The 19,865-nt window shown below is 66.7% G+C and carries 19 protein-coding genes; 9 read left to right on the top strand and 10 right to left on the bottom strand.

Features of this window, described 5'->3' with window-relative positions; translation table 11 throughout:
- Window positions 1-113 precede the first annotated feature (113 nt).
- The 5 genes from ACZY0X_RS29150 to ACZY0X_RS29130 all read right to left on the bottom strand — a co-directional run bounded on the left by ACZY0X_RS29150 (window position 114) and on the right by ACZY0X_RS29130 (window position 6,949).
- Window positions 114-1,784 (bottom strand): hypothetical protein, encoded by a 1,671-nt coding sequence (locus ACZY0X_RS29150; protein ID WP_463775370.1) that lies wholly within the window; start codon window positions 1,782-1,784, stop codon window positions 114-116.
- A gap of 137 nt (window positions 1,785-1,921) precedes the next feature.
- Window positions 1,922-3,568, bottom strand: a complete 1,647-nt coding sequence (locus ACZY0X_RS29145; RefSeq protein ID WP_463775368.1) for a dipeptide ABC transporter ATP-binding protein — start codon at window positions 3,566-3,568, stop codon at window positions 1,922-1,924.
- A complete protein-coding gene (locus ACZY0X_RS29140; protein WP_463775367.1) occupies window positions 3,565-4,446 on the bottom strand; it encodes an ABC transporter permease in 882 nt (293 codons plus the stop codon). Before ACZY0X_RS29140 ends, ACZY0X_RS29145 begins: the two co-directional genes overlap by 4 nt.
- Window positions 4,443-5,411: an ABC transporter permease gene (locus tag ACZY0X_RS29135; protein ID WP_463775462.1), complete on the bottom strand. Its 969-nt coding sequence runs from the start codon at window positions 5,409-5,411 to the stop codon at window positions 4,443-4,445. The genes ACZY0X_RS29140 and ACZY0X_RS29135 overlap by 4 nt, the downstream gene beginning before the upstream one ends.
- A gap of 2 nt (window positions 5,412-5,413) precedes the next feature.
- The gene (locus tag ACZY0X_RS29130) at window positions 5,414-6,949 is read right to left on the bottom strand and encodes an ABC transporter substrate-binding protein (RefSeq protein ID WP_463775366.1); all 1,536 of its coding nucleotides are present in this window, start codon (window positions 6,947-6,949) and stop codon (window positions 5,414-5,416) included.
- Between the two features lie 186 nt (window positions 6,950-7,135).
- On the opposite strand from ACZY0X_RS29130, the gene ACZY0X_RS29125 reads away from it, so the two are divergent.
- The 3 genes from ACZY0X_RS29125 (at window position 7,136) to ACZY0X_RS29115 (ending at window position 9,318) form a co-directional block, all read left to right on the top strand.
- On the top strand, window positions 7,136-7,657 hold the full coding sequence (locus tag ACZY0X_RS29125; protein WP_463775364.1) for a hypothetical protein: 522 nt from the start codon (window positions 7,136-7,138) through the stop codon (window positions 7,655-7,657).
- Between the two features lie 32 nt (window positions 7,658-7,689).
- Complete coding sequence (locus ACZY0X_RS29120) at window positions 7,690-8,478, top strand: helix-turn-helix transcriptional regulator (RefSeq protein ID WP_463775363.1); 789 nt, start codon at window positions 7,690-7,692, stop codon at window positions 8,476-8,478.
- A 72-nt stretch (window positions 8,479-8,550) separates the two neighbouring features.
- On the top strand, window positions 8,551-9,318 hold the full coding sequence (locus ACZY0X_RS29115) for a glucose 1-dehydrogenase (RefSeq protein ID WP_463775361.1): 768 nt from the start codon (window positions 8,551-8,553) through the stop codon (window positions 9,316-9,318).
- A 2-nt stretch (window positions 9,319-9,320) separates the two neighbouring features.
- Here the strand turns inward: ACZY0X_RS29115 and ACZY0X_RS29110 are convergent, their stop codons facing one another.
- Window positions 9,321-9,539 carry a hypothetical protein gene (locus tag ACZY0X_RS29110; protein ID WP_463775360.1) on the bottom strand — a complete coding sequence of 73 codons (219 nt, stop codon included), beginning with the start codon at window positions 9,537-9,539 and terminating at the stop codon, window positions 9,321-9,323.
- 72 nt (window positions 9,540-9,611) lie between these two features.
- Between ACZY0X_RS29110 and ACZY0X_RS29105 the strand changes: the two genes are divergently transcribed.
- Complete coding sequence (locus tag ACZY0X_RS29105) at window positions 9,612-10,352, top strand: TVP38/TMEM64 family protein (RefSeq protein WP_463775461.1); 741 nt, start codon at window positions 9,612-9,614, stop codon at window positions 10,350-10,352.
- Between the two features lie 78 nt (window positions 10,353-10,430).
- Here the strand turns inward: ACZY0X_RS29105 and ACZY0X_RS29100 are convergent, their stop codons facing one another.
- The 3 genes from ACZY0X_RS29100 to ACZY0X_RS29090 are packed head-to-tail and all read right to left on the bottom strand — an operon-like array spanning window position 10,431 to window position 12,791.
- Complete coding sequence (locus tag ACZY0X_RS29100) at window positions 10,431-11,633, bottom strand: hypothetical protein (RefSeq protein WP_463775359.1); 1,203 nt, start codon at window positions 11,631-11,633, stop codon at window positions 10,431-10,433.
- Between the two features lie 49 nt (window positions 11,634-11,682).
- Entirely contained in the window at window positions 11,683-12,180 is a 498-nt protein-coding gene (locus tag ACZY0X_RS29095) for a DUF6653 family protein (protein WP_463775358.1), read from the bottom strand.
- Window positions 12,177-12,791 carry a TetR/AcrR family transcriptional regulator gene (locus ACZY0X_RS29090; protein ID WP_463775356.1) on the bottom strand — a complete coding sequence of 205 codons (615 nt, stop codon included), beginning with the start codon at window positions 12,789-12,791 and terminating at the stop codon, window positions 12,177-12,179. The genes ACZY0X_RS29095 and ACZY0X_RS29090 overlap by 4 nt, the downstream gene beginning before the upstream one ends.
- Before the next feature lie 256 nt (window positions 12,792-13,047).
- On the opposite strand from ACZY0X_RS29090, the gene ACZY0X_RS29085 reads away from it, so the two are divergent.
- Window positions 13,048-13,602 carry a hypothetical protein gene (locus ACZY0X_RS29085; RefSeq protein WP_463775355.1) on the top strand — a complete coding sequence of 185 codons (555 nt, stop codon included), beginning with the start codon at window positions 13,048-13,050 and terminating at the stop codon, window positions 13,600-13,602.
- Window positions 13,603-14,922: a Dyp-type peroxidase gene (locus ACZY0X_RS29080; protein WP_463775353.1), complete on the top strand. Its 1,320-nt coding sequence runs from the start codon at window positions 13,603-13,605 to the stop codon at window positions 14,920-14,922.
- 9 nt (window positions 14,923-14,931) lie between these two features.
- On the opposite strand, the gene ACZY0X_RS29075 is transcribed toward ACZY0X_RS29080, so the two are convergent.
- Complete coding sequence (locus ACZY0X_RS29075; protein WP_463775352.1) at window positions 14,932-16,107, bottom strand: RsbRD N-terminal domain-containing protein; 1,176 nt, start codon at window positions 16,105-16,107, stop codon at window positions 14,932-14,934.
- A 196-nt stretch (window positions 16,108-16,303) separates the two neighbouring features.
- Here ACZY0X_RS29075 and ACZY0X_RS29070 point away from each other — a divergent pair, with 196 nt between their 5' ends.
- Genes ACZY0X_RS29070 through ACZY0X_RS29060 form a run of 3 tightly spaced genes read left to right on the top strand, consistent with a single transcriptional unit; the run spans window position 16,304 to window position 19,854 of the window.
- Window positions 16,304-17,371, top strand: coding sequence for a phosphotransferase (locus ACZY0X_RS29070; protein WP_463775350.1), 1,068 nt, complete (start codon window positions 16,304-16,306; stop codon window positions 17,369-17,371).
- Between the two features lie 17 nt (window positions 17,372-17,388).
- Window positions 17,389-18,711, top strand: a complete 1,323-nt coding sequence (locus ACZY0X_RS29065; protein WP_463775459.1) for an aspartate aminotransferase family protein — start codon at window positions 17,389-17,391, stop codon at window positions 18,709-18,711.
- A gap of 36 nt (window positions 18,712-18,747) precedes the next feature.
- A complete protein-coding gene (locus ACZY0X_RS29060; protein WP_463775349.1) occupies window positions 18,748-19,854 on the top strand; it encodes an alcohol dehydrogenase catalytic domain-containing protein in 1,107 nt (368 codons plus the stop codon).
- Window positions 19,855-19,865 lie beyond the last annotated feature (11 nt).

Raw genomic sequence — 19,865 nt, 5'->3', positions numbered from 1 at the left:
CCCGGATGCCGACTGGCATCCGGGCTCTTGCGTTTTGACCGTATCCACCCGTGCGATTTCGGCGCGGTTTCGTTCGCTGAGCGACGGTTAGCGCGCCGAAATCGCCTGGTGGATCAGGTGTTGCGGCGCCGCCCGATGGCCACGCTGAGCATCACCGCGCCCGCACTGAGCAGGGCGCACAGCACGGCCGCGGCCATCAGATACACGTCGCGGCCGGTGAATCCGCTCGACGCCGAGTCGTCGGACGCCAGCCGCAGCTGGTAGTCACCTGGCAGTGGCGCTTCACGCGGTTCGTCGAGACCCGGGAACTGCTGAGTCCGGTGCACCTCGAACTGCCGCTCGCCGCTGGGCGTCTGATTCCACTGACCCCATGCCGGAGTGACGCCGTCGAGCAGCACCTTGTGCTCGCCGTACCGGGTGTCGGGGCCGACGTCGACGATGCGCTGCACACGGAACGGCTCGTACCGCTGCTGCGAGTAGTTGACGAAGACCGGCACGTTGTCATACCGCAGCAGTGGCGGCGGTGGGGGCGGCAGCGGCAGACCGATTCCTGGGAAGAAGCCACCTCCAAAGAAGCTGCCGACCGCCACGTTGACCGCGGTGTTGACGGCGTTCATCACCACGGCGGTGAAGCTGTAGGCCGCGTACTGGGCGACCTCCAGCACGATGCGCGACAGCGGCGGAATCCTCAGGATGCGCTGCGCATTCTGATACACGTAGATGATCTGCACGGGATCGCGATACGGGTTGGCGAACACCGGCCGGTAGTAGTCGTCGTACTGCACCCAGTCCGGGCTCCACTGCCGCACATTGCGGTCCCACGCCCCCGCCAGGCGGACCCTGTCGTTGGCGCGCAGGTCGTTGTCGCGCCGTTGGCGGTCGAGCGTGGGCACGTCGATGATCCTGGCGATGGCTGCGACGTCGGCGACCTCTGCGGGCGCCGGCTCAGCTTGTTCGACGACCTTCGCGGTCTTGGCGATCTCGACGTCCTGTGCGGGCGCCTCCACCGTCTCGGGTGTCACGGCCTCGATCTCGCGAGCCGCCCGCGACACACTCGATGAGGTCGACTGATCCGGGCTCGATGCGTCCGCGGCCTCAGGTGCGGTGCTCGTCTCGGTGGCGGGCGACGTCGGCGTTGTGGGAGACGTCGGCGTTGTCGGAGAGGTCGGAGCGGCGGGTGCCTCGCTGGGCTCCGAGGCCGGTGTCCCGCGGTCAGCCGGGGGCGTGGACGTCTCCGGGGCGGACGTGGCCGTCTCACGGTCGGGCGTGGCCGAGGGCTCGACCGAGGGGGTCGCCGACGGAACGACGCTGGTCGCTGTCGTGGTCGGCGGCTTCGATGCCTGCGTCTCGGGCGCGGGCTTGGGCGCCTGCGTCTGCGGCGCGGGCTTGGGCGTCTGCGTCTCCGGTTCGGCCTCGATCTGCGTCTCAGGCGCCACCTGGGTCTGTGGAGTCTGCGTCTGCGTCTGCGTCTGCGTCTGTGGGGCCTGTTCCACGGCAGGCGGGGCCGTCGGCGCAGTGACCGCTGGCGCAGTGGCTGTGGACGATGCCGGTGGCGCCTCTTCGACGGCGCTCGGCTTCTCCTGCTTGGCCGGCTTCTCCTGCGTCTCCGGCGCCGCGGCCTCCGGCTCGGGCACGGCGACCGTCGTCGTGGGCGCGCGGGGGCCATCGTCCGGATCGGCGGACGCCGGCGCGAGGCCGACGTTGAGCGCCGTCATCGCGACCACGACACCCGACGCCAGAATGGCGACAGCCCGGTTACGAAGATCCCAGTTTGGTGCACGCATCGTGCGTCTACTCCTCTGAGTTCACGGAGCATGACGTCTCCGCCAGTGCTTCCATGCGCAGCCATCTCCCCCAACGCTGGCCCTGAACCAGCAGCTGCCGCGGCTTCACTACATCCATCGTCGATTCGGTGGATCCGTTACAGCCGAGGCAATGTCGCGGGTCGCGCGGGTGGCACCGCGGCGAGCAGCGCGCGCGTGTACTCCTGCTCGGGTGCGGCGAACAGCTCCGTTGCGGGTCGATACTCCACCGCTCGTCCGGCCCGCATCACCAACACGTCGTGGCTCATCCGTTGGATCACCGCCAGGTCGTGGCCGATGAACAGGTAGGTCAGGCTCATGTCGCGCTGCAGGTCGGCCAGCAGATCGAGCACGCGCGCCTGGACCGACACGTCGAGCGACGCGGTGGACTCATCGAGGATCATCAGGTCGGGATCGGGGGCGAGCGCCCGGGCGATGCTCACCCGTTGACGCTGGCCACCGGAGAGCTCATGGGGATACCGCGACGCGAACGAAGCGGGCAGTCCGACGAGATCGAGCAGTTCGGCGACGCGCGCCGCACGCTGCCGCCGGTCCGACACGATGCGGTGCACCGCCAGCGGCTCCGCGATCGCCGTGCCCGCCGTCCGGCGTGGGTCCAGCGACGAGAACGGGTCCTGGAACACCAGGCTGATCCGGCGACGTAGCTCCTTCTGCGCGCGGCCCCGCACCGCCAGGACGTCAGTGCCGTCCAGGGACACCCGGCCGTGGTCCGGTGCGACCAGCCCGGTCAGCGCGGCCGCCACCGTCGACTTACCCGAGCCCGACTCGCCGACCAGACCGAGCGTGGTGCCACGCCGGATCTGGAAGGACAGGTCCTGCACGGCGTGGACGGTGCTGCGGCCAGTCGGCGTGATCACCGGGAAGCGGACGTCGAGATCACGGACGTCGAGCAGCACCGTGGCGTCCGGCGCGGGAGGCGGTGGGCCACTCGTCCCGACTAATGGCCGGGCGGCGAGCAGCTCGCGGGTGTAGTCCGTTGTGGGCCGGTCGAACACGTCAAGAACCGGCGCCTGCTCAACGGCGGCACCGTCGCGGAGCACCGTGACGTCATCGGCGACCTGGCCGATCACACCGAGGTCGTGGCTGATCCACACCACGGCGGTGCCGAAGTCGCGCTGCAGGGTGCGGATCAGTTCGATGATCTGCGCCTGCGTCGTCACGTCGAGTGATGTCGTCGGCTCGTCGGCGACCAGTAGTTCGGGGTCACACGCCAGCGCGATCGCCACCATCACCCGTTGGCGCTGCCCGCCGGAGAGCTGATGCGGGTAGGAGTGCAGTCGGGCCGGTGGGTCGGGCAGGCCGACCGCCTCGAGCAGTTCAAGGGCACGGGAGGTGGCCTCGCGGCGCGTCACCCGACGGTGCGCCTCGACCGATTCGGTGATCTGACGTTCGAGTGTCAGCAGCGGGTTGAGCGAGGTGCCCGGATCCTGGAACACGAAGCCGATCCGGCTGCCGTGCACGCCACGCAGCACCCGCGGGGAGGCTCCGACGAGTTCAGTCCGCCCCGAGCCGCCCGTGCCCGCAAGGGTGCTCGACCCCGTGGCGACGGCGCCGGGCGCGTCGAGGAGGCCGGTCGCGGCGAGCACCGTCATCGACTTGCCCGATCCGGACTCGCCGACGATTCCCAGCGTCTGCTCGGCGGCGACGCTCAGCGTGACACCGCGGACGATGTCGCGCCGGCCGATCCGCACGTGCAGATCGTTGACGGCAAGGATGGGGCCGGTCTCCCCCGGTGTCGAGGTCACTGATTCCTCCGCGATTCCAGCATCGTGCGCTGTTTGGGATCCAGGACATCCCGTAGTCCGTCACCGAACAGGTTGAACGCCAGGACGATGACGAAGATCGCCGCGCCGGGGAACACGGCCATCCACCACGCCAGCGTGACGAAGCCCTGCGAGTCGAAGATCATCCGCCCCAGTGACGGCTCCGGAGGTTGTATTCCCAAGCCCAGAAAGGACAGTGCGGCCTCGGAGAGAATGGCGAACGCGAGGGACAGCGTGGTCTGGACGATGAGCGGGCCCGCGATGTTGGGCAGGATGTGGCGGGCCAGGACGTACGCGTGGCCGGTGCCCATGGTGCGCGATACCGCAACGTACGGTTCGACGCGCACCGACAGCGTGCTGGCTCGCGCCACCCGCGCGAAGATCGGCGTGTAGACGACACCGATGGCCAGCATCGTGGTGGTGACGCCGGGCCCCAGGATCGCGACGATCGCCAGGGCGAGCAGCAGCACGGGGAGCGCGAACATGACGTCGACGACGCGCATGAACACCGTGTCGAGCCAGCCACCTCGATATCCGGCGACCACCCCGACCGTCACGCCCACGACGACGGCGAACGCCACGCTGACGACGGCAACCTGCATCGACGCCTGTACTGCCACCAGGACGCGCGACAGCACATCGCGGCCGAGTTCGTCGGTGCCGAACCAGTGCGCGGCGCTGGGTCCCTGCAACGCGCTGGGAACGTCGACGTCGTTGATTGCGTACGGCGCAATCCATTCCGCGGCGACGGCGATCACTGCCACGATCGCGAGCAGGGCGCCGCTGGCCACCGTGACGGGGTTGCCGAGCAGCAGCCGCCACGAGGTGATGCGCGGCTGATTCAGCGTCTCGTCGGTCATGACAGCCGGATCCTCGGGTCGACGACGGCGTAGAGGAGGTCCACGACCAAGTTGATGAGCAGGAACAACGCGGCGATCAACAACACCGCACCCTGGATCACCGGGTAATCCCGCGCGGATACGGCGTTGTAGACCAGCCGACCCAGGCCCGGCCACGCGAACACCACCTCGACGACGATGACGCCACCGAGAATCGTGGCGAGCTGGATCCCGGTGATGGTGAGGATCGGGACCAGAGCGTTGCGGACGGTGTGGCGGAAGGTCACCACCGCCGGCGACAGTCCCTTGGATCGGGCGGTGCGCACGTAACCCATTGCGGCGACGTCGAGTACGGCCGATCGGACGTAGCGAGTCATGATCGCACCCGCCACCAGTCCGACGGTGAGACCGGGCAGGACGATGTGGCTGAGCCAGCCCGCGGGATCACCGAACAGCGGTCGGTATCCCGATGTCGGCAACCACCCCAGCGTCGTGGAGAACAGCGCGATGAGCAGGATCGCCATCCAGAAGTCGGGTACTGAGACACCGAACTGACTGGTGACGCGGACGATGGCGTCGCTGAGCCTGCCCTCCCGAAGGGCCGACCAGATGCCTGCGGGCAGCGCGATGCACAGGGCGATCAGGATGCCGACGACGGCCAACGACACCGTGGCGGGCAGTCGCTCGATGAGGATCTCGGCGACGGGATCGCCATTGCGGAAGCTGACGCCGAGGTCACCGCGCGCGGCCGACGCGATGTAGCCGAAGAACTGCTCGACGATCGGCCGGTCCAGTCCGCTTGCCGCCCGCAGTGCGTCGTAGGCCTCGGGTGTGTAGCGCGTGCCCAGCGCGATACGCACCGGGTCACCGGGGACGAGGTGCACCAGGGCGAACACGACGATCAGCACACCCACCAGAACGACCAGCGAGTACGTCACCCGTCGCGCCAGGAATCGTATCGCCGGGTGAGACATGAACGCGGGCATGGTCATTGGTCGCCATCTCCGGCCAGGGCAGCGGTGCGGAACCGGATCGCGCCGTCGCGGCGCGCTTCATAGCCGGTGAGTGCCGGCGTCCACCCCTGGATCACCGACGGGTTGTAGAGGTAGATGTAACTGACCTGATCGGCGATGAGGGTGGCGGCCTTGGCGTAGTCATCGGCGCGCGCGTCGCGGGCCGTCTGCACGCGGCCGGCGTCGAGCAGGCGGTCGACCTCCGGGTCGGAGAACTTCTGTGCGTTGCTCGACCCACCGGTGTGGTGTTGGGCGTAGTAGAAGTCATCGGGGTCGATGTTCCCGAGCCAGCCCATCATCAGCATGTCGAAGTTGCCGGTGTTCTGTTCGTCGAGCCAGGTCGCCATGTCGACTGTGCGGATGTTGACCGTGATACCAAGGGGTTTGAGGTTGTCGGCGATCACCTGGGCCGCTGTCACGGTCTCCGGGTACTCGCTGGTGACGAGCATGTCCATCTTGGTGGGCGCGTTGCCCGCCTCGGCCAGCAGGCGCTTGGCCTCCTCGATGTCATAGCGGTAGGGGTCGTAGTGGATGTACCAGGGATTGCCCTCGGGGATCGCCAGTTGATTGGCCACGGCCGTGCCGTAGCTGGTGGCCGCCACGATGGCGTCGCGGTCGATGGCGTATGCGATGGCCCGCCGAACCCGTACGTCGTTCCAGGGCTGACGGGCCTCGTTGAGTGCGAGGTACCAGTAGTCGTTGCTCGGGGTCACCGCGAGGTGAATCGAGTCGTCGCCGGCGAGCTGCGCGACCCGCTGGGTGGGTATCGAGTCGGTCCAGTCGATCTCACCGGCCTGCAGCGCCGACAGCGCGGTTGAGGGTTCGGAGATGAACTGGAACGTCACGCCCGGCACCTTGGGGGCGCCGCCCCAGTAGTCGGCGTTGGCCGCCAACGTGATCGAGTCACCACTGCGCTGTGCGACGAAGGCGAACGGTCCGGTACCCACTGGATGCCTGGCGATCTGGCCGGACTCCACGTTGGCGCGCGACACGATCGCCATGCCCTTGAACCCGCCGAGATTGGTCAGCAGATTCGGGGTGGGCTGTTTGACTCGGATCACGACGGCGTCCTCGTTGGGCGCGCTGACGTCGGCGACCGCGCTGAACTTGTCGACGTTGGACAGCTTCTCGTCGATGATCCGCCGGTAGGAGTACACGACGTCGTCGGCGCGCAGCGGGCTGCCGTCATGGAACGTCACACCGTTGCGTAGGTGGAAGGTCCACGTCAGCTGATCTGGTGTCACCTCCCACGATTCGGCCAGAGCGGGCCGCATCTCGAGGTTCGCATCGGGTTCGACGAGCGTGTCGAACACGTTCTCGAGAACCTCGAAGGAGAAGTAGGAGCTGGTCTTCTGCGGGTCGAGTTGATCGGGCTCACCGGCGATCGCAGCGATCAGATTGCCCGCGGAGTCGCCCAGATTCACTCGCTGCGCGGGGGCACATGACGCCGACACCAGAACCGCCACGAGCAGCGCGACCATCGCGGCGGTCGCGGCCGCTGGTCGTCGCATTCACTTCTCTTTCGGGCTCAGTCGGTGGGCAGCGCCTCACGAGGCGCCGGTGCTACGCAAGACGTCTGTACCCACTGACCCGATTTCCACACCTTCGCCATGGGATCGCGGCCGCAGTTACGACGTGACAGTGAGTGCCGGGCCTAGACTCAACCGCTAGTCGACCGGCGCGGATCGGAGGCGGGCATGCGAAGTCGGACTCGTTGCGGCAGGTGGGCGCTACTCGCCGCCGTCGCACTACTTACCGCCTGTGGGGCGAGTGACTCCGGGTCTGGCGAATCGTCGGTCGCCGCACCGGTGTCGGAACCCGCTTCGGTGTCATCGACCGCCTCGGCCGTTCCTGGGATGTCCGCGCCACAGACGAAGCAGTGGGTCGACCTGCAGGTCGGTGAGTGTGTCGCCGAGGTGCCCGCCGTCGATGTCGGCGAGGCCACCGTCACCGCCGTCGACTGCTCGGGCCCGCACCGGGCCGAGGTGTACCTGTTGGCGCCCGTCGCGGTCAACGCCGCCATCGCCGACGTCGCGGATCGGGCATGTGCCGCGGGTGTCGACCAGTACACGGGCGGCGCCCCCGAACGCACCCTGTCCGTCACCTACCTCATCGACTCGAAGCAGGATCGAACCGGCGCGATTCCCCTGCCCAGTACCGTCATCTGCCTGCTTCAGGCAGCCGACGGCGGACCGCTGGAGGGTTCGGTGCGCGGCTGACGTCGGCGCGGCGTGACATTAACCTGTCGATGGTGGAGCCGACATCAACGAGGGACGACCGTCGCAGTCAGCTCCGCGATTTCCTGCGTATTCGCCGCGAGCGGTTGACACCACAAGACGTCGGCATCGTCGACGTCGGTCGCCGCCGCACGCCAGGCCTGCGACGCGAGGAGGTCGCATCGCTGGCCGGGGTCGGCCTGTCCTGGTACACCTGGCTCGAACAGGGACGCGATATCAAGGTCTCACCCGAGGTCCTCGACGCGATCTCCCGTGCGCTGCTGCTGGCGGAGCCCGAGCGTACGCACCTCTACCTGCTCGCCGGGCTCAACCCACCTCCGGTCGCGACCGACCGCCAGACTGCGATCCCACCCGAACTACGCAATCTGCTCGACGCGTGGTTGCCCAGGCCGGCCATTCTGCGGGACATGTACTGGAACGTGCTCGCGGTCAACGACGCCACCCGCACGGTGTTCGGCCTGGGCGACGACGACCGCAACTGTCTGGTGGCGTTCTTCACCAACGAGCGGTACCGCGGTGTCCACGCGTCGTGGGCCACCGCCGCTCCCGCCGTGGTGGCGGCGTTCCGTGCCGATGCCGCGCACTTCCCGGGCGACCCCGAGTTCGGCCGGATCATCGACGACCTGCGCTCCCGGAGCCCGGAGTTCGCGGCGATGTGGGCGCGCCACGACGTCGGCGTCGCATCCCAGTCCGTCAAGGCCGTCCGCCATCCCGAACTGGGCGACCTCTACTTCGACACCACCACCATGCGGATCGTCGACCAGCCACAGTGGTTTGTGGAGATGTACAACCCGCGTCTGTGATCATCCTGGTGGTGGCGGTCCCATGTTGAGTCCGCACTGGTTGCGGCGGCCGACACCACGCACGCTGGTGTGATGACCGACAACGACTTTCACGCTCCGACCACGGCCCTGATCACCGGTGGCACCAGCGGGATGGGCCTGGAGACCGCACGCCTCCTACTCCAGGCCGGTGGCAGGGTGGTTATCACCGGACGCGACACCGAGCGTCTGGCGGCGGCACTGGCCGACCTCGGCGGCGGCGACCGTGTGCTCGGGATCGCCGCCGACGCCGCCGATCCCGAAGCCCTGGATACGACGATGGCTGAGGTCGCCGAACGATTGGGCCGCCTCGATCTGCTGTTCGCGAACGCGGGAGTCGCGGCATTCCAGCCCGCCGACGAGGTCACGGACGCGGAGTTCGACCGCATCGTCGGGATCAACTTCAAGGGCGTGTACTTCACGATCCAGAAGGCCCTGCCGCTGCTCGCCGACGGTTCGGCGATCATCGTCAACGCATCGTGGACGCTGCACCGCGGGATGGCGGGTGCGACGCTGTACTCCGCGACCAAGGCCGCGGTGCACAGCCTGGCCCGCACGTTGGCGGCCGAACTCGCCCCGCGGCGGATCCGGGTCAACTCGGTGAGCCCCGGGTACATCGCGACGCCGATGTTCCACGACAACGTCGCCGACGACGCACACGATGACATCCGTTCTGCGATCCCCGCAGCGCGGTTCGGCACTGCCGAGGACGTCGCCGCGGCCGTGGTGTTCCTGGCGTCCCCGGCGGCGTCCTACGTCAACGGGCAGGACCTCGTGATCGACGGCGGCCTGGTCGGCGCGTCCTCGGGGGTGCGGGTCTGACGTCAGCGGGTCAGGTCGGCGACGATCGTCGACGACCAGGTCTCGACGCGTGAGTCCAGTCCGGACAGCGCCCGACGGGTTCGATCTCTCCCGAACGCCGAACCGATGGCGTCGAGTTCGAGATGCCCAAAGTCGTTCTCCCGGCGGACCTCACGCGACATCTGCGGTATGCACCACAACCGCCGCCAGCCCCACCCTGTCGCGCCGCTGCCCTCACCCATGGGGTCGATTCAACGAGTGCGGACGAGGTTGCCGCAAATGGTTTTTCGGCGATGGGAAAGAATCGGGTCAAGATGACCGACTCCGACCCGGACTCCGACTCCGCCTCCGACCCCGACGACGCCCCAGCCCCGGCCCCAGCGCCCGGCCCGTCCCGACGGCGCCACATCCTGCGACTGGCACTGTTCGCGGCGTTCCTGCTCGGACTGTTCTATCTCGTCGCGGTGACGCGTGTCATCGACGTCGAGGGTGTGCGGAACGCGGTCAACGCCGCAGGCCCTGCGGCCCCACTCGCCTACGTCGTGATGTCCGCCGCCCTGGGTGCGATATTCGTGCCGGGCCCGATCCTGGCCGCCGGCAGCGGTGTGCTCTTCGGCCCCGTCCTCGGGACGTTCGTCACGCTGGGCTCGGCGATGGGCACCGCGGTGATCACCAGCCTCATCGGTCGCCGCGCCGGCCGCGAGAGCGCGCGTGCACTACTCGGGACCGACCGTGCCGACCGGCTCGATCAGCAGATCCAGCGGCGGGGGCTGTGGGCGGTGGTCGGTCAGCGATTTGTCCCGGGGGTCTCGGATGCACTGGCCTCCTATGCCTTCGGCGCATTCGGCGTTCCGTTGTGGCAGATGGCGGTCGGCGCGTTCATCGGGTCGGCGCCACGGGCCTTCGTCTACACCGCGCTGGGCGCGTCGATCGGCGATCTGTCTGCACCACTGGCCTATTCGGCCATCGCGGTGTGGTGCGTCACGGCGATCATCGGGGCGTTCACCGCGCACCGTGGCTACCGCGCGTGGCGGAGACGCTCGACCGTCGACTGATCCGCCGAACGTGAAGTCGATGGTGAGATCTGACCCGATCCTCGACATCGAGTTCACGTTGGGCGCAGCGAGAGTGGTCTACTCGCCGCCGGCGTCACTCGACGAGGCGCCGCCGGAGTCACTCGAACTGGATGCGTCAGCCTTGGCGGCACCGACGCGTACGGTGCTGCGAGAACTCCTGTCGCCGAATCGCTTCCGAGGCGGAGCCTGCTTGGACTCCGCGTCGTCGGTGTCCTTGGCAGCATCGGAGTCCTTGGCAGCTTCGGAGTCCTTGGCAGCTTCGGAGTCCTTGGCAGCTTCGGAGTCCTTGGCAGCTTCGTCTGCCTTCTTGACCGGTGTGGAGGTGTCGGCTCCCGCGGAGGGCGCCTCGTCTTCGGTCGTCTCCTCCTCGACGACGGCCTTGACTGGCTCAGCGATCTTTACCGTCTCGACTGTCTCAGGGACCGGCTCAACCGTCTTGACCAGCTCAGCGACGGGCTCCACGTCGACCTCGTCCAGCACGATCGTCGTGTCGGCGAGTTCCTCGGCGACCGCCTCGGACTCGACCACAACCGCCGGCGCGTCGGGCGCCCACTTGACGTCGCGCGGTGCGGGCGGCTGTCCCCACGGGGTCAGAAGGCCGGGGGCGGGAATCGGCGTGCCGCCGATCTCGCCGGTCAGCAGCGGCCGCAGGTCGCCGTACCCGCCGAAGAGCAGACCGTCGATGACATGGCCCGGCGCCGCGGCCAGCGCCTCGAAGAACGGCTGGAGTTCCCAGTTCGACATCGACTTGAAGATCTGGGCGTGTGCGGCGCCGGCGCCGCCGATGGCGCTCAGCAGCGGACCGATCAGCCTGATCACGCCGTACTCGATCAGTCCGGGTATGGCCCGAATCTCGTCCCCCAGCACCGGGAACTGGCGCGCCACAACCTCGGCGACCGCGTCGTTGAGCGGGCCGAACAGCAGTGGAGCCACCGGCATCAGGAAGGAGTCAGCGACGAGCGCGTAGTTCCAGTGCGTCAGCTCCACGTCGGCCCACTGCGCGTCCACCTGATTCCACAGCGCGGGAAGTTTGGTGACCAGTCCGTCGACGCTCTGCTGGACGGTGGCGGCGGCGGCCTCGGAAAGCAGCTGTAACGAGCTGGCCAACCCCGCCGGGGTGACCGTGGCGGTGACGACCCGGTGCGCAACAACCACGGGCTCGTCGGCGGGCAGAACGGCGACCGCCGACCAGGTGATGGCACTCGCCCCCACGATCGCCACTCCGGCACCGAAGGAACGTCGAATCGCCTTGTACGCCATGTCTTCTTGGTGCTCCTACGCCGAGTTGCATCGCCTTAACAGGCGAACCCTAACCGAGCGACTCGGGAGATTGGGGGCTACCTTCCTGCTCATAGAGGATGCCGAGTCGGTCGATTCGCCACAGCTGGCCGTAGACGATGAGCGTCGCGCCGAACACAGTCGGCCAAACCTCGAGGGCAACGAGCCCCCAGACCAGCAGCGCGGCGCCGACGACGGCGCCAACACTCCAGAACCGTTGAACCACAGAGAACCCGACCGGCATACCCGACTGTCGCTGCAGCCAGAGCCGTTCACCGTAGATACCCTTCGACGACCAGGCGGTCGGCTTGTCGATCGGTGCGAAGGCATGCGGGTTCCACCACAGCCAGGCAATGACCAGGGCAAGTGGCGCGAGCGCCCACCAGCCGATCCAGACGCGACTCCAGATCGACAGGATGAACAACGGGATCGCGGCGAACCGGGTCCACACGCTCCACGGGTTGGCGTGGCGCTTCCAGGCCTGCTCGCTCATGCCGGCCATGCGTGCGTATCTGTCGAGAATTCTCATCGGAGCATTCCCCTCGCCAGGGACCGGACGGTGGCATCGAGAACCTGGCGGTAGTCGGTGAAGCGGTCGCGGTGCATCACGATCAGACCGGCAGCGCGGATCACGTCGACAAGCACCTCGGGGTCGATGTCGTCGACGACGGCGCCGTCGCGCTGACCTGCGGCCAGATACTCGACGAGCGGGGTGAGCAGCTGCGGGCTGATGCGTGCGATCTGTTCTCGGCCGACGCGACGGGTCACCGCGTCGAGTTCGTCCGGATGGGAGAGCAGTCTGCGGTAGAAGGGATCGGCGACGAGCACGTCGGCGATGGCGTGCATGACCGCGACCAGGCCCTCCTCATCGACCGGCCGGTCGAGCAGGCCGGTGAATCGCGCGGCGATACGCGGGGCACGCCGCAGCATCACCTCCAGGTAAAGCGTCTCCTTGGAGTCGAAGAAGGCATAGAAGCTGCCCTTGGCGATACGCGCGGGACCCACCAACTCCTCGAGCGAGGTCTTCTTCAGTCCCTGTGTCGCGAACAGGTCCTCGGCAGTGTCGACGAGAACCTTTGCAATGCCTTGTTTCTCGCGGTCAGTGAACGCCACAGCCATATCTATGACTCCTTTGGTCATCTGGTCATAGCCTACTCGCCCAGGCCGCCGGCCGCATAGCAGTCGCACTGAAATCGGCCCCTGCAATGCCCCGGCGCCCGCCAAATTGCATGTGCTTGAAAAGGGAGCAAACAATTGCGTGCCGAACATTCAATGGTCGCCCGGTGAGGGTGGCCTGTTCACGAAGTACGCACTTCAGCGGGCGCCAAAACGGCCTGTCCAGTACTACGCCGGTGCTACATTCGGCTCACCAAAGCCGTCAAATGGGGGTCTCGAAATGGCAGATGCAGATTGGTCCAAGCCCGCCGCCATGGCGATACCCAAGGAAGGGTATTTCGAACTCGAGCGGGGTCGGTACGGCCCGATTTTCCCGCGCACGCCGGCCTGCTACGGATTCTCGATCATCGCCAAGGTCAAGGAGGGTCGCGAGGAGATCGTCCGCGCCTATGGGAAGACCATCGAGGAGACGATTGCCGCCAGCCCCGAGGCACTGGCACCGTTGCGCCTGCACTATCTGCGGTGGGTGCTGTTCGACGTCGGCTCCGGCCTGCACTTTCAGTACCAGGGCATCTTCGACACCGACTTCGACAAGTACACCGAGGACGCGGTCGCCCTGTTCAGCGCGACCGGGATCACGACGGTTTTCACGAATCTCGAAGGCTTCCCTGAGGATTGGAAGGAGAACCCGGACGCGTTCATCAAGTTCGTCCGTGATCACCACTACCCCAGCTTCCTGGAGTACGGCGAGTACCCGTACGCGACGGCCGACGAGATCAAGAAGGCGCTACGGCTGAAGGCGGCCTTCTCGACCATGCTCGATCAGATGCAGTAGATGCTCGAGTTCGACGACATCCAGCACATCCTGCTGACCCGCACTCCAGCGATCACGGGCCGGTACGAGTTTCTGACGTTCGACACACCCGACGGCGGGCGCGCCTGGCTGACCGAGCTGCTCGACAAGGTCCAGTCAGCGACGGCCGCGCAGGACACGATGGACGAATCAGATCGCTGGGTTACGTTGGCGTTCACCTGGAATGGCCTGCGCGCGCTCGGCGTGCCAGAGGAGTCGTTGGCCACCTTCCCAGATGAGTTCCGCGAGGGCATGGTGTCGCGTGCGGGAATCCTCGGCGACACCGGGACGAGCGCACCCGAACACTGGGTGGGCGGTCTGGCCGGCGAGGACTGTCACGCGATCGCGATCCTGTTCTCCCGCACCGACGAGCAGTGCAAGCGCTCCATCGAGGCGCACGACGAATTGCTTGCTCGCACCGACGGTGTGCGGTCCCTGTCCTACCTCGACCTCAACGCGACACCACCGTTCAACTACGCGCACGACCACTTCGGCTTCCGGGACCGGTTGTCGCAGCCGGTGATGAAGGGCTCTGGCGAGGAGCCCACTCCCGGCTCCGGTGCGGCGCTGGAACCCGGCGAGTTCATCCTCGGTTATCCCGATGAGAACGGCCCGGTCGCCAATCTCCCTGAGCCCGAGGTGCTGTCACGCAACGGAAGCTACATGGCGTATCGGCGGCTGCAGGAGCACGTCGGTGTCTTCCGCGATCATCTGAGCGAGTACGCCGACACCGCCGACGGCCAGGAACTGCTGGCCGCCAAGTTCATGGGCCGCTGGCGCAGCGGAGCACCATTGGTGCTCGCACCGGACAAGGACGATCCCGAGCTGGGCGCCGATCCGATGCGCAACAACGACTTCAACTACAAGGAGATGGACCCGCTGGGTTATGCCTGCCCACTGGGATCGCATGCGCGCAGGCTCAATCCGCGGGACACCGCCCACAACATGAACCGCCGCCGGATGATCCGCCGCGGTGCGACCTACGGACCGGCGCTGCCGGAGGGCTCACCGGACGACGGCGAGGATCGCGGTATCGCCGCGTTCATCATCTGCGCGAGCCTGGTGCGCCAGTTCGAGTTCGCGCAGAACGTGTGGATCAACGACAAGGCCTTCCATGAGTTGGGCAACGAGCACGACCCCATCTGCGGCACCCAGGACGGCACACTGGATTTCACGATTCCCAAGCGCCCCATCCGCCAGGTGCACAAGGGATTGCCCGCCTTCACGACGCTGTTGGGCGGGGCGTACTTCTTCCTGCCGGGGATCAACGCGCTGCGCTACCTCGCCGGGCTCGGCAACTGACGACTATCGCTAGGGTGTGACTCTCGCGGCGTCGACAGTGAAGGCGATTGCCACGGTGGCCAAGTCATTGGTTGTCGTGAGGTCCAGTCCGGTGAGCGCCGTGAACGTCCGCAGTCGTGCGCGGACAGTGTTTCGGTGCCGATACGTTCGTTCGGCGATCATGGCGATGGTTCCGCCATGCGATACGAGATCTCCGACAGTCTCCAGCAGCCCGCTGCGCTCCCCCGCACTCAATGCGGCCAGCGGTTGAAAGACGGCGGCATGTATTGCCTCGGACAGTTCGGCGTTCGCAGCCGTTACGGCATTGAGCCAGTTGTCGTTGAGCCACTGGATCCCAGGGTGCGCACGCCCGCGAACTGCCATGCGCGCAAGGCGGATTGACTGAGCAACAGAGCCCAGACCGTCTGCGTGGGCGATCGAGCAGACGTGGTCACTCAGTGCGACGAGGTCATCGCTTACATCGGAACGGTCGTCAGGAACATGGGCGACTCCCCTCAGCTCCTGCGCGAACCAACTGAAGTAGAACGGGTACCCGCGCGCTTGCAGGCGGGTGGCGCACTCGGCCACGAGCTCCGGTCGAGGGATCGGGAAGGCGCCGACAACGCACACGTAGTGACCTGCGACCGGCAGTCCGAGCACCGTGGCCGCGTGCTCCACGACCTGCGGGTGCAGATCCGAGTCAAGGAGCAGCCGATCGAATGCGGCGGAACGGATTTCGTCAAGACTGTCTTGAGCCTTCTGGTAGCCGTGGACCACCTCCTCGGTGTTCAGCTCGACTGCCTCCCAGACCATCAACGACGAGCGCTCCAGGAAATCCGCACGAGCGCTGGCGCCGATGGCACGGCCCTCGGCAATGAGTGCCTCCCACAGCGATTTGAGGTCGATTCGGAACGCGTGCAGGACGCTGGGCAGGGGAACCCCCTGCTGGGCGCGGATGTGCCCAACATCGAGTGCGGCCGACTGCAGCGAATCGGGGATGGCACTGCCGGCCAGCCTGGTCAGCGCCAGTCGCATGGTTCGGTCCATGTGATAACGCAGGTCGTCACGGCTGACCGGCCCTCCGGTGTAGGTCGGCTCGTCGTCGATCGTCCGCTGCACAGTCATGTCGACGATCTCGTCGATGCGCACCTCGAGTAACCGACGAGCCGTCGTGCGGATGAGCTCAGTCGTGAGGTCCTCACCCATCGCCTCCCCTTCCGTCTGATTGGCTGTCCGGCTCAGTCACCGAAACTCTCGTAATTGTGCAATATGCACAGTGTAGGCGGATTTCTGGCGCCGTACCGGGCATTGACCAGGACGTTTTGACCTTCTTGAATGTGTGGTGCCCCACACCGCAACGGCTGCTCGAGAACCTGTCACCCGAGCAGCGGAAGGAAGTTTGATGCCCCACACGCCAGCTGAACCGCCCGTCACAGACGACGCCTGGGTGTCAGCTCTCACAGAGCGCCTCAGTGGGTGTTACGGGATCTCGGCCGTCAAACTGGCCTTCCTCGGCGGCGAACTCGATCGCAACTACCGGGTGTCCACCACCACCGGCGACCTCTACCTCGCGAAGCTCCAGGTCCGCCGGGAATCCCGCACCGACAAGAAGTGGCAGGACGACATCCTGGCCCACGTCGCCGACCAGGACCTGGCGGTCGCGGTTCCGACAGTCGTTCCCAACGTCAGCGGTGCGCGCAGCACCGTCGTCGACGCAGGTCCTGCCTATGGTCGACTCTCCGTCCTCAACTGGGTGCATGGAACCGAGTTGGCGAGGGTGGACGATCACTCCGACGCTCTGCTGACCGAGCTGGGCGCCACCGCCGCGCGAGTCACCAACGCACTCAACGGGTTTCCGCCAGCAGATCTGCCCACAACGCATCACTGGGACATCACGCGGTCCCGCGCGGCCATTCAAGAGTGCATCGACGCCGATCCCTACCTCGCGGAAGAGCCATACATCCACACCGTTCTGCAGTGGTTCGACGAGATCGAGCCGCTCCTGTCGACACTGCCACCATCGGTGGTGCACCAAGACCTCAACGACAACAACGTTCTGGTCGAGACTCGCGACGGCGGCGACCAGGCCATCGCGGGCGTGCTGGACTTCAACGACGCACTGTTCAGTGTCAGAGTCGCCGAGGTCGCGATCGCGGGCGCATACGCGATGCTGCGCAAGGACGCACCGCTGACCGCCCTGGGACATGTCGTGGCCGGCTATCACGGAGTTAACCCGCTGACCGAGGACGAGCTCGCCGTGATCTACCCGATGGCGGTGGCGCGGTTGTGCGTTCAGGCGCTGACCTGGACAACCCGTGGGCGCACGAACCCGACTGCGTACGGCAGCATGCGGATGCGTCACACACTGCCAACGCTTCAACTGGTCCTCGCCATCCATCCCGACGACGCCCGGGCGCACCTGAATGCCGTATGCGGACTGTCGACTTCAGAGAAGGTGCAGCAACAGTGAGTTCGCAACCGACGTACATGGCCAATGCCTTTGGTGGCGACGAGGATGTGCTCGACGAACCCGGCAAGCTCCTCAACCGACGACGCGCAGCGGTCTTGGCGCCCAGCTACCGGCTGTTCTACCGGCGACCCGTCAACATCGCACGGGCCGAGGGTGTTTGGCTCTATGACTCCGACGGCAACGAGTACCTCGACGCCTACAACAACGTGCCGGTGGTCGGCCACAGTCATCCCCATGTTCAGCAGGCCGTCAGCGAGCAACTCGGTGCGTTCAACACCCACACGCGGTACCTGACGGAACCTCTCATCGCATACTCGGAGCGACTGCTTGCGCTCTTCCCGCGCCCGCTGTCCAAGGTCACCTACACCTGCACCGGCAGTGAGGCCGTCGACCTAGCGCTGCGGATCGCGCGGTATCAGACTGGCGCTCAAGGCATCATCTGCACCTCGCACGCGTATCACGGCACGACGGCGGCAGCCGCGCAAATCTCTCCAAGCCTGGGGCCGAACAATGAGATCGGACCCAACGTCGTGCTCGTTGACGCTCCAGATCTCTATCGGGAGAGCCCAGACCTCGCCGGGGCGGCATTCGCCGAGCGCGTCAAGGCCGCGATCACAACGCTTGAGGAACGTGGTGTCGGCCTGGCCGGCATGATCGTTGACTCGGTGCTGTCCAGCGACGGATTGCAGTGCGACCCCGCCGGGTTCCTGGCACCTGCCGCGAGAGCCGTACGCGACGCGGGCGGACTGTGGATCGCCGACGAGGTGCAGTCAGGATTCGGGCGGCTCGGCACCGGGTGGTGGGGGTTCTCCCGCCACGGGCTGGAGCCGGACCTGGTGGTCCTCGGCAAGCCGATGGGCAACGGCATCCCCATCGCCGCTGTGATCGGAACGGACGATGTGATGAACCGCTTCGGCCGAGACATCCGCTACTTCAACACCTTCGGGGGTAACCCGGTCAGCATCGCCGCGGCCGCGGCGGTCCTCGACGTCATCGAGGCCGACGACCTGATCGCCCATGCGCACACCGTTGGTCAGCGGTTGCTCGCCGGTTTGACCGAGCTCGCCGAGCGCCACACCATTCTGGGCGATGTCCGCGGCAGTGGATTGTTCATCGCCGCCGAGTTCATCACCGACCCACAGAGCCGCGCGCCGAACGCCCCCGCCGCCTCGAACATCGTCAACGAGCTGCGGGAACGCCGAATTCTCATCAGCGCGACCGGACGCTCGGAGAACATCCTGAAGATCCGGCCCCCGCTCCCATTCCAGATTGAACACGCCGATCACCTGCTGGCGACTCTGGATGCCGTGTTGACCGCCGAGGCCAGAGCAAGTCGTTGACGTGAAATCAAATCCCCCCAAAACCGAGGAGAAGTAGTGCGCGCAGTGTTGTTCTCAGGCAAGTTCGGCGACGTCGAGATGGCGGATGTGGATCTCGACAAGCCCGGCCCCGGTGAGGTCAGGGTCAAGATCGCCGCGACCGGCGTCTGTCACTCCGACTTGCACATCATTCGCAATGAGTGGCCACTTCCGGTGCCAATGGTCCTGGGCCACGAGGGCAGTGGCACGGTGACCGAACTGGGCGCGGGTGTCACGGACCTCGCCGTCGGCGACCACGTGGTGCTGTCGTGGGTGGCGCCGTGCAACGAGTGTCGGTACTGCAAGTCAGGCCACGTGGCCCGGTGCTCCGTGGCGATGAATCTCGTCGCCCCCGGCGGCGTTCTCCAAGACGGCACCTCGCGGATTCGCCACAACGGCGAGTCGATCTTCCACTACCAGGGGGTGTCCTCGTTCGCCGAGGAGGCGATCGTGCCCGCCAGCGGTGCCATTCGCGTGCGCAAGGATGCGCCCCTGGACGTCATCTGTCTCATCGGCTGTGCGATCGCCACCGGCGTCGGCGCCGTGACCAACACCGCACAGGTCGAGAAGGACGCAACCGTCGCTGTCATCGGGTGCGGTGGGGTGGGTCTGTCCGTCGTGCAGGGGGCGCGCATGGCCGGTGCGAGCCGAATCGTCGCCATCGACGTCCAGCCTTCCAAGACGCAACTGGCTCTCACCCTCGGGGCCACCGACGAGATCGACGCATCCACGGTCGATCCCGTTGCGGCGCTTCGCGAGATCCTCCCGGATGGGGCCGACTACGTCTTCGACGCCATCGGTAAGACGACCACCACCGAGCAGGCCATCCGCATGCTCGGTCTTGGCGGGGCCGCCGTCGTCGTCGGGCTTCCAGAGGCTGGCGCCACAGCGTCGTTTGAGCCCCTGGTGCTGGCGGAGGCCGACCAGCGGATCCTCGGCTCAAACTACGGCAGCGTCCGCCCGGCCATCGACTTCCCGGAACTCGTGGATCGCTACATGGCGGGCGACCTCAAGATCGACGAACTGGTCACTGCGCGGCGCCCGTTGGAGGACGCCGCGGCCGCACTGGAGGAACTCGCCACCGGCGCCGCACTGCGCACCCTGCTCATCCCAGATCAGCACTGATCCGACCGACC

The organism is Mycobacterium sp. IDUB_39 (assembly GCF_055419205.1).
Note: the sequence above shows the minus strand (reverse complement) of the source record. Positions and strands in the feature narration are given on the sequence as shown.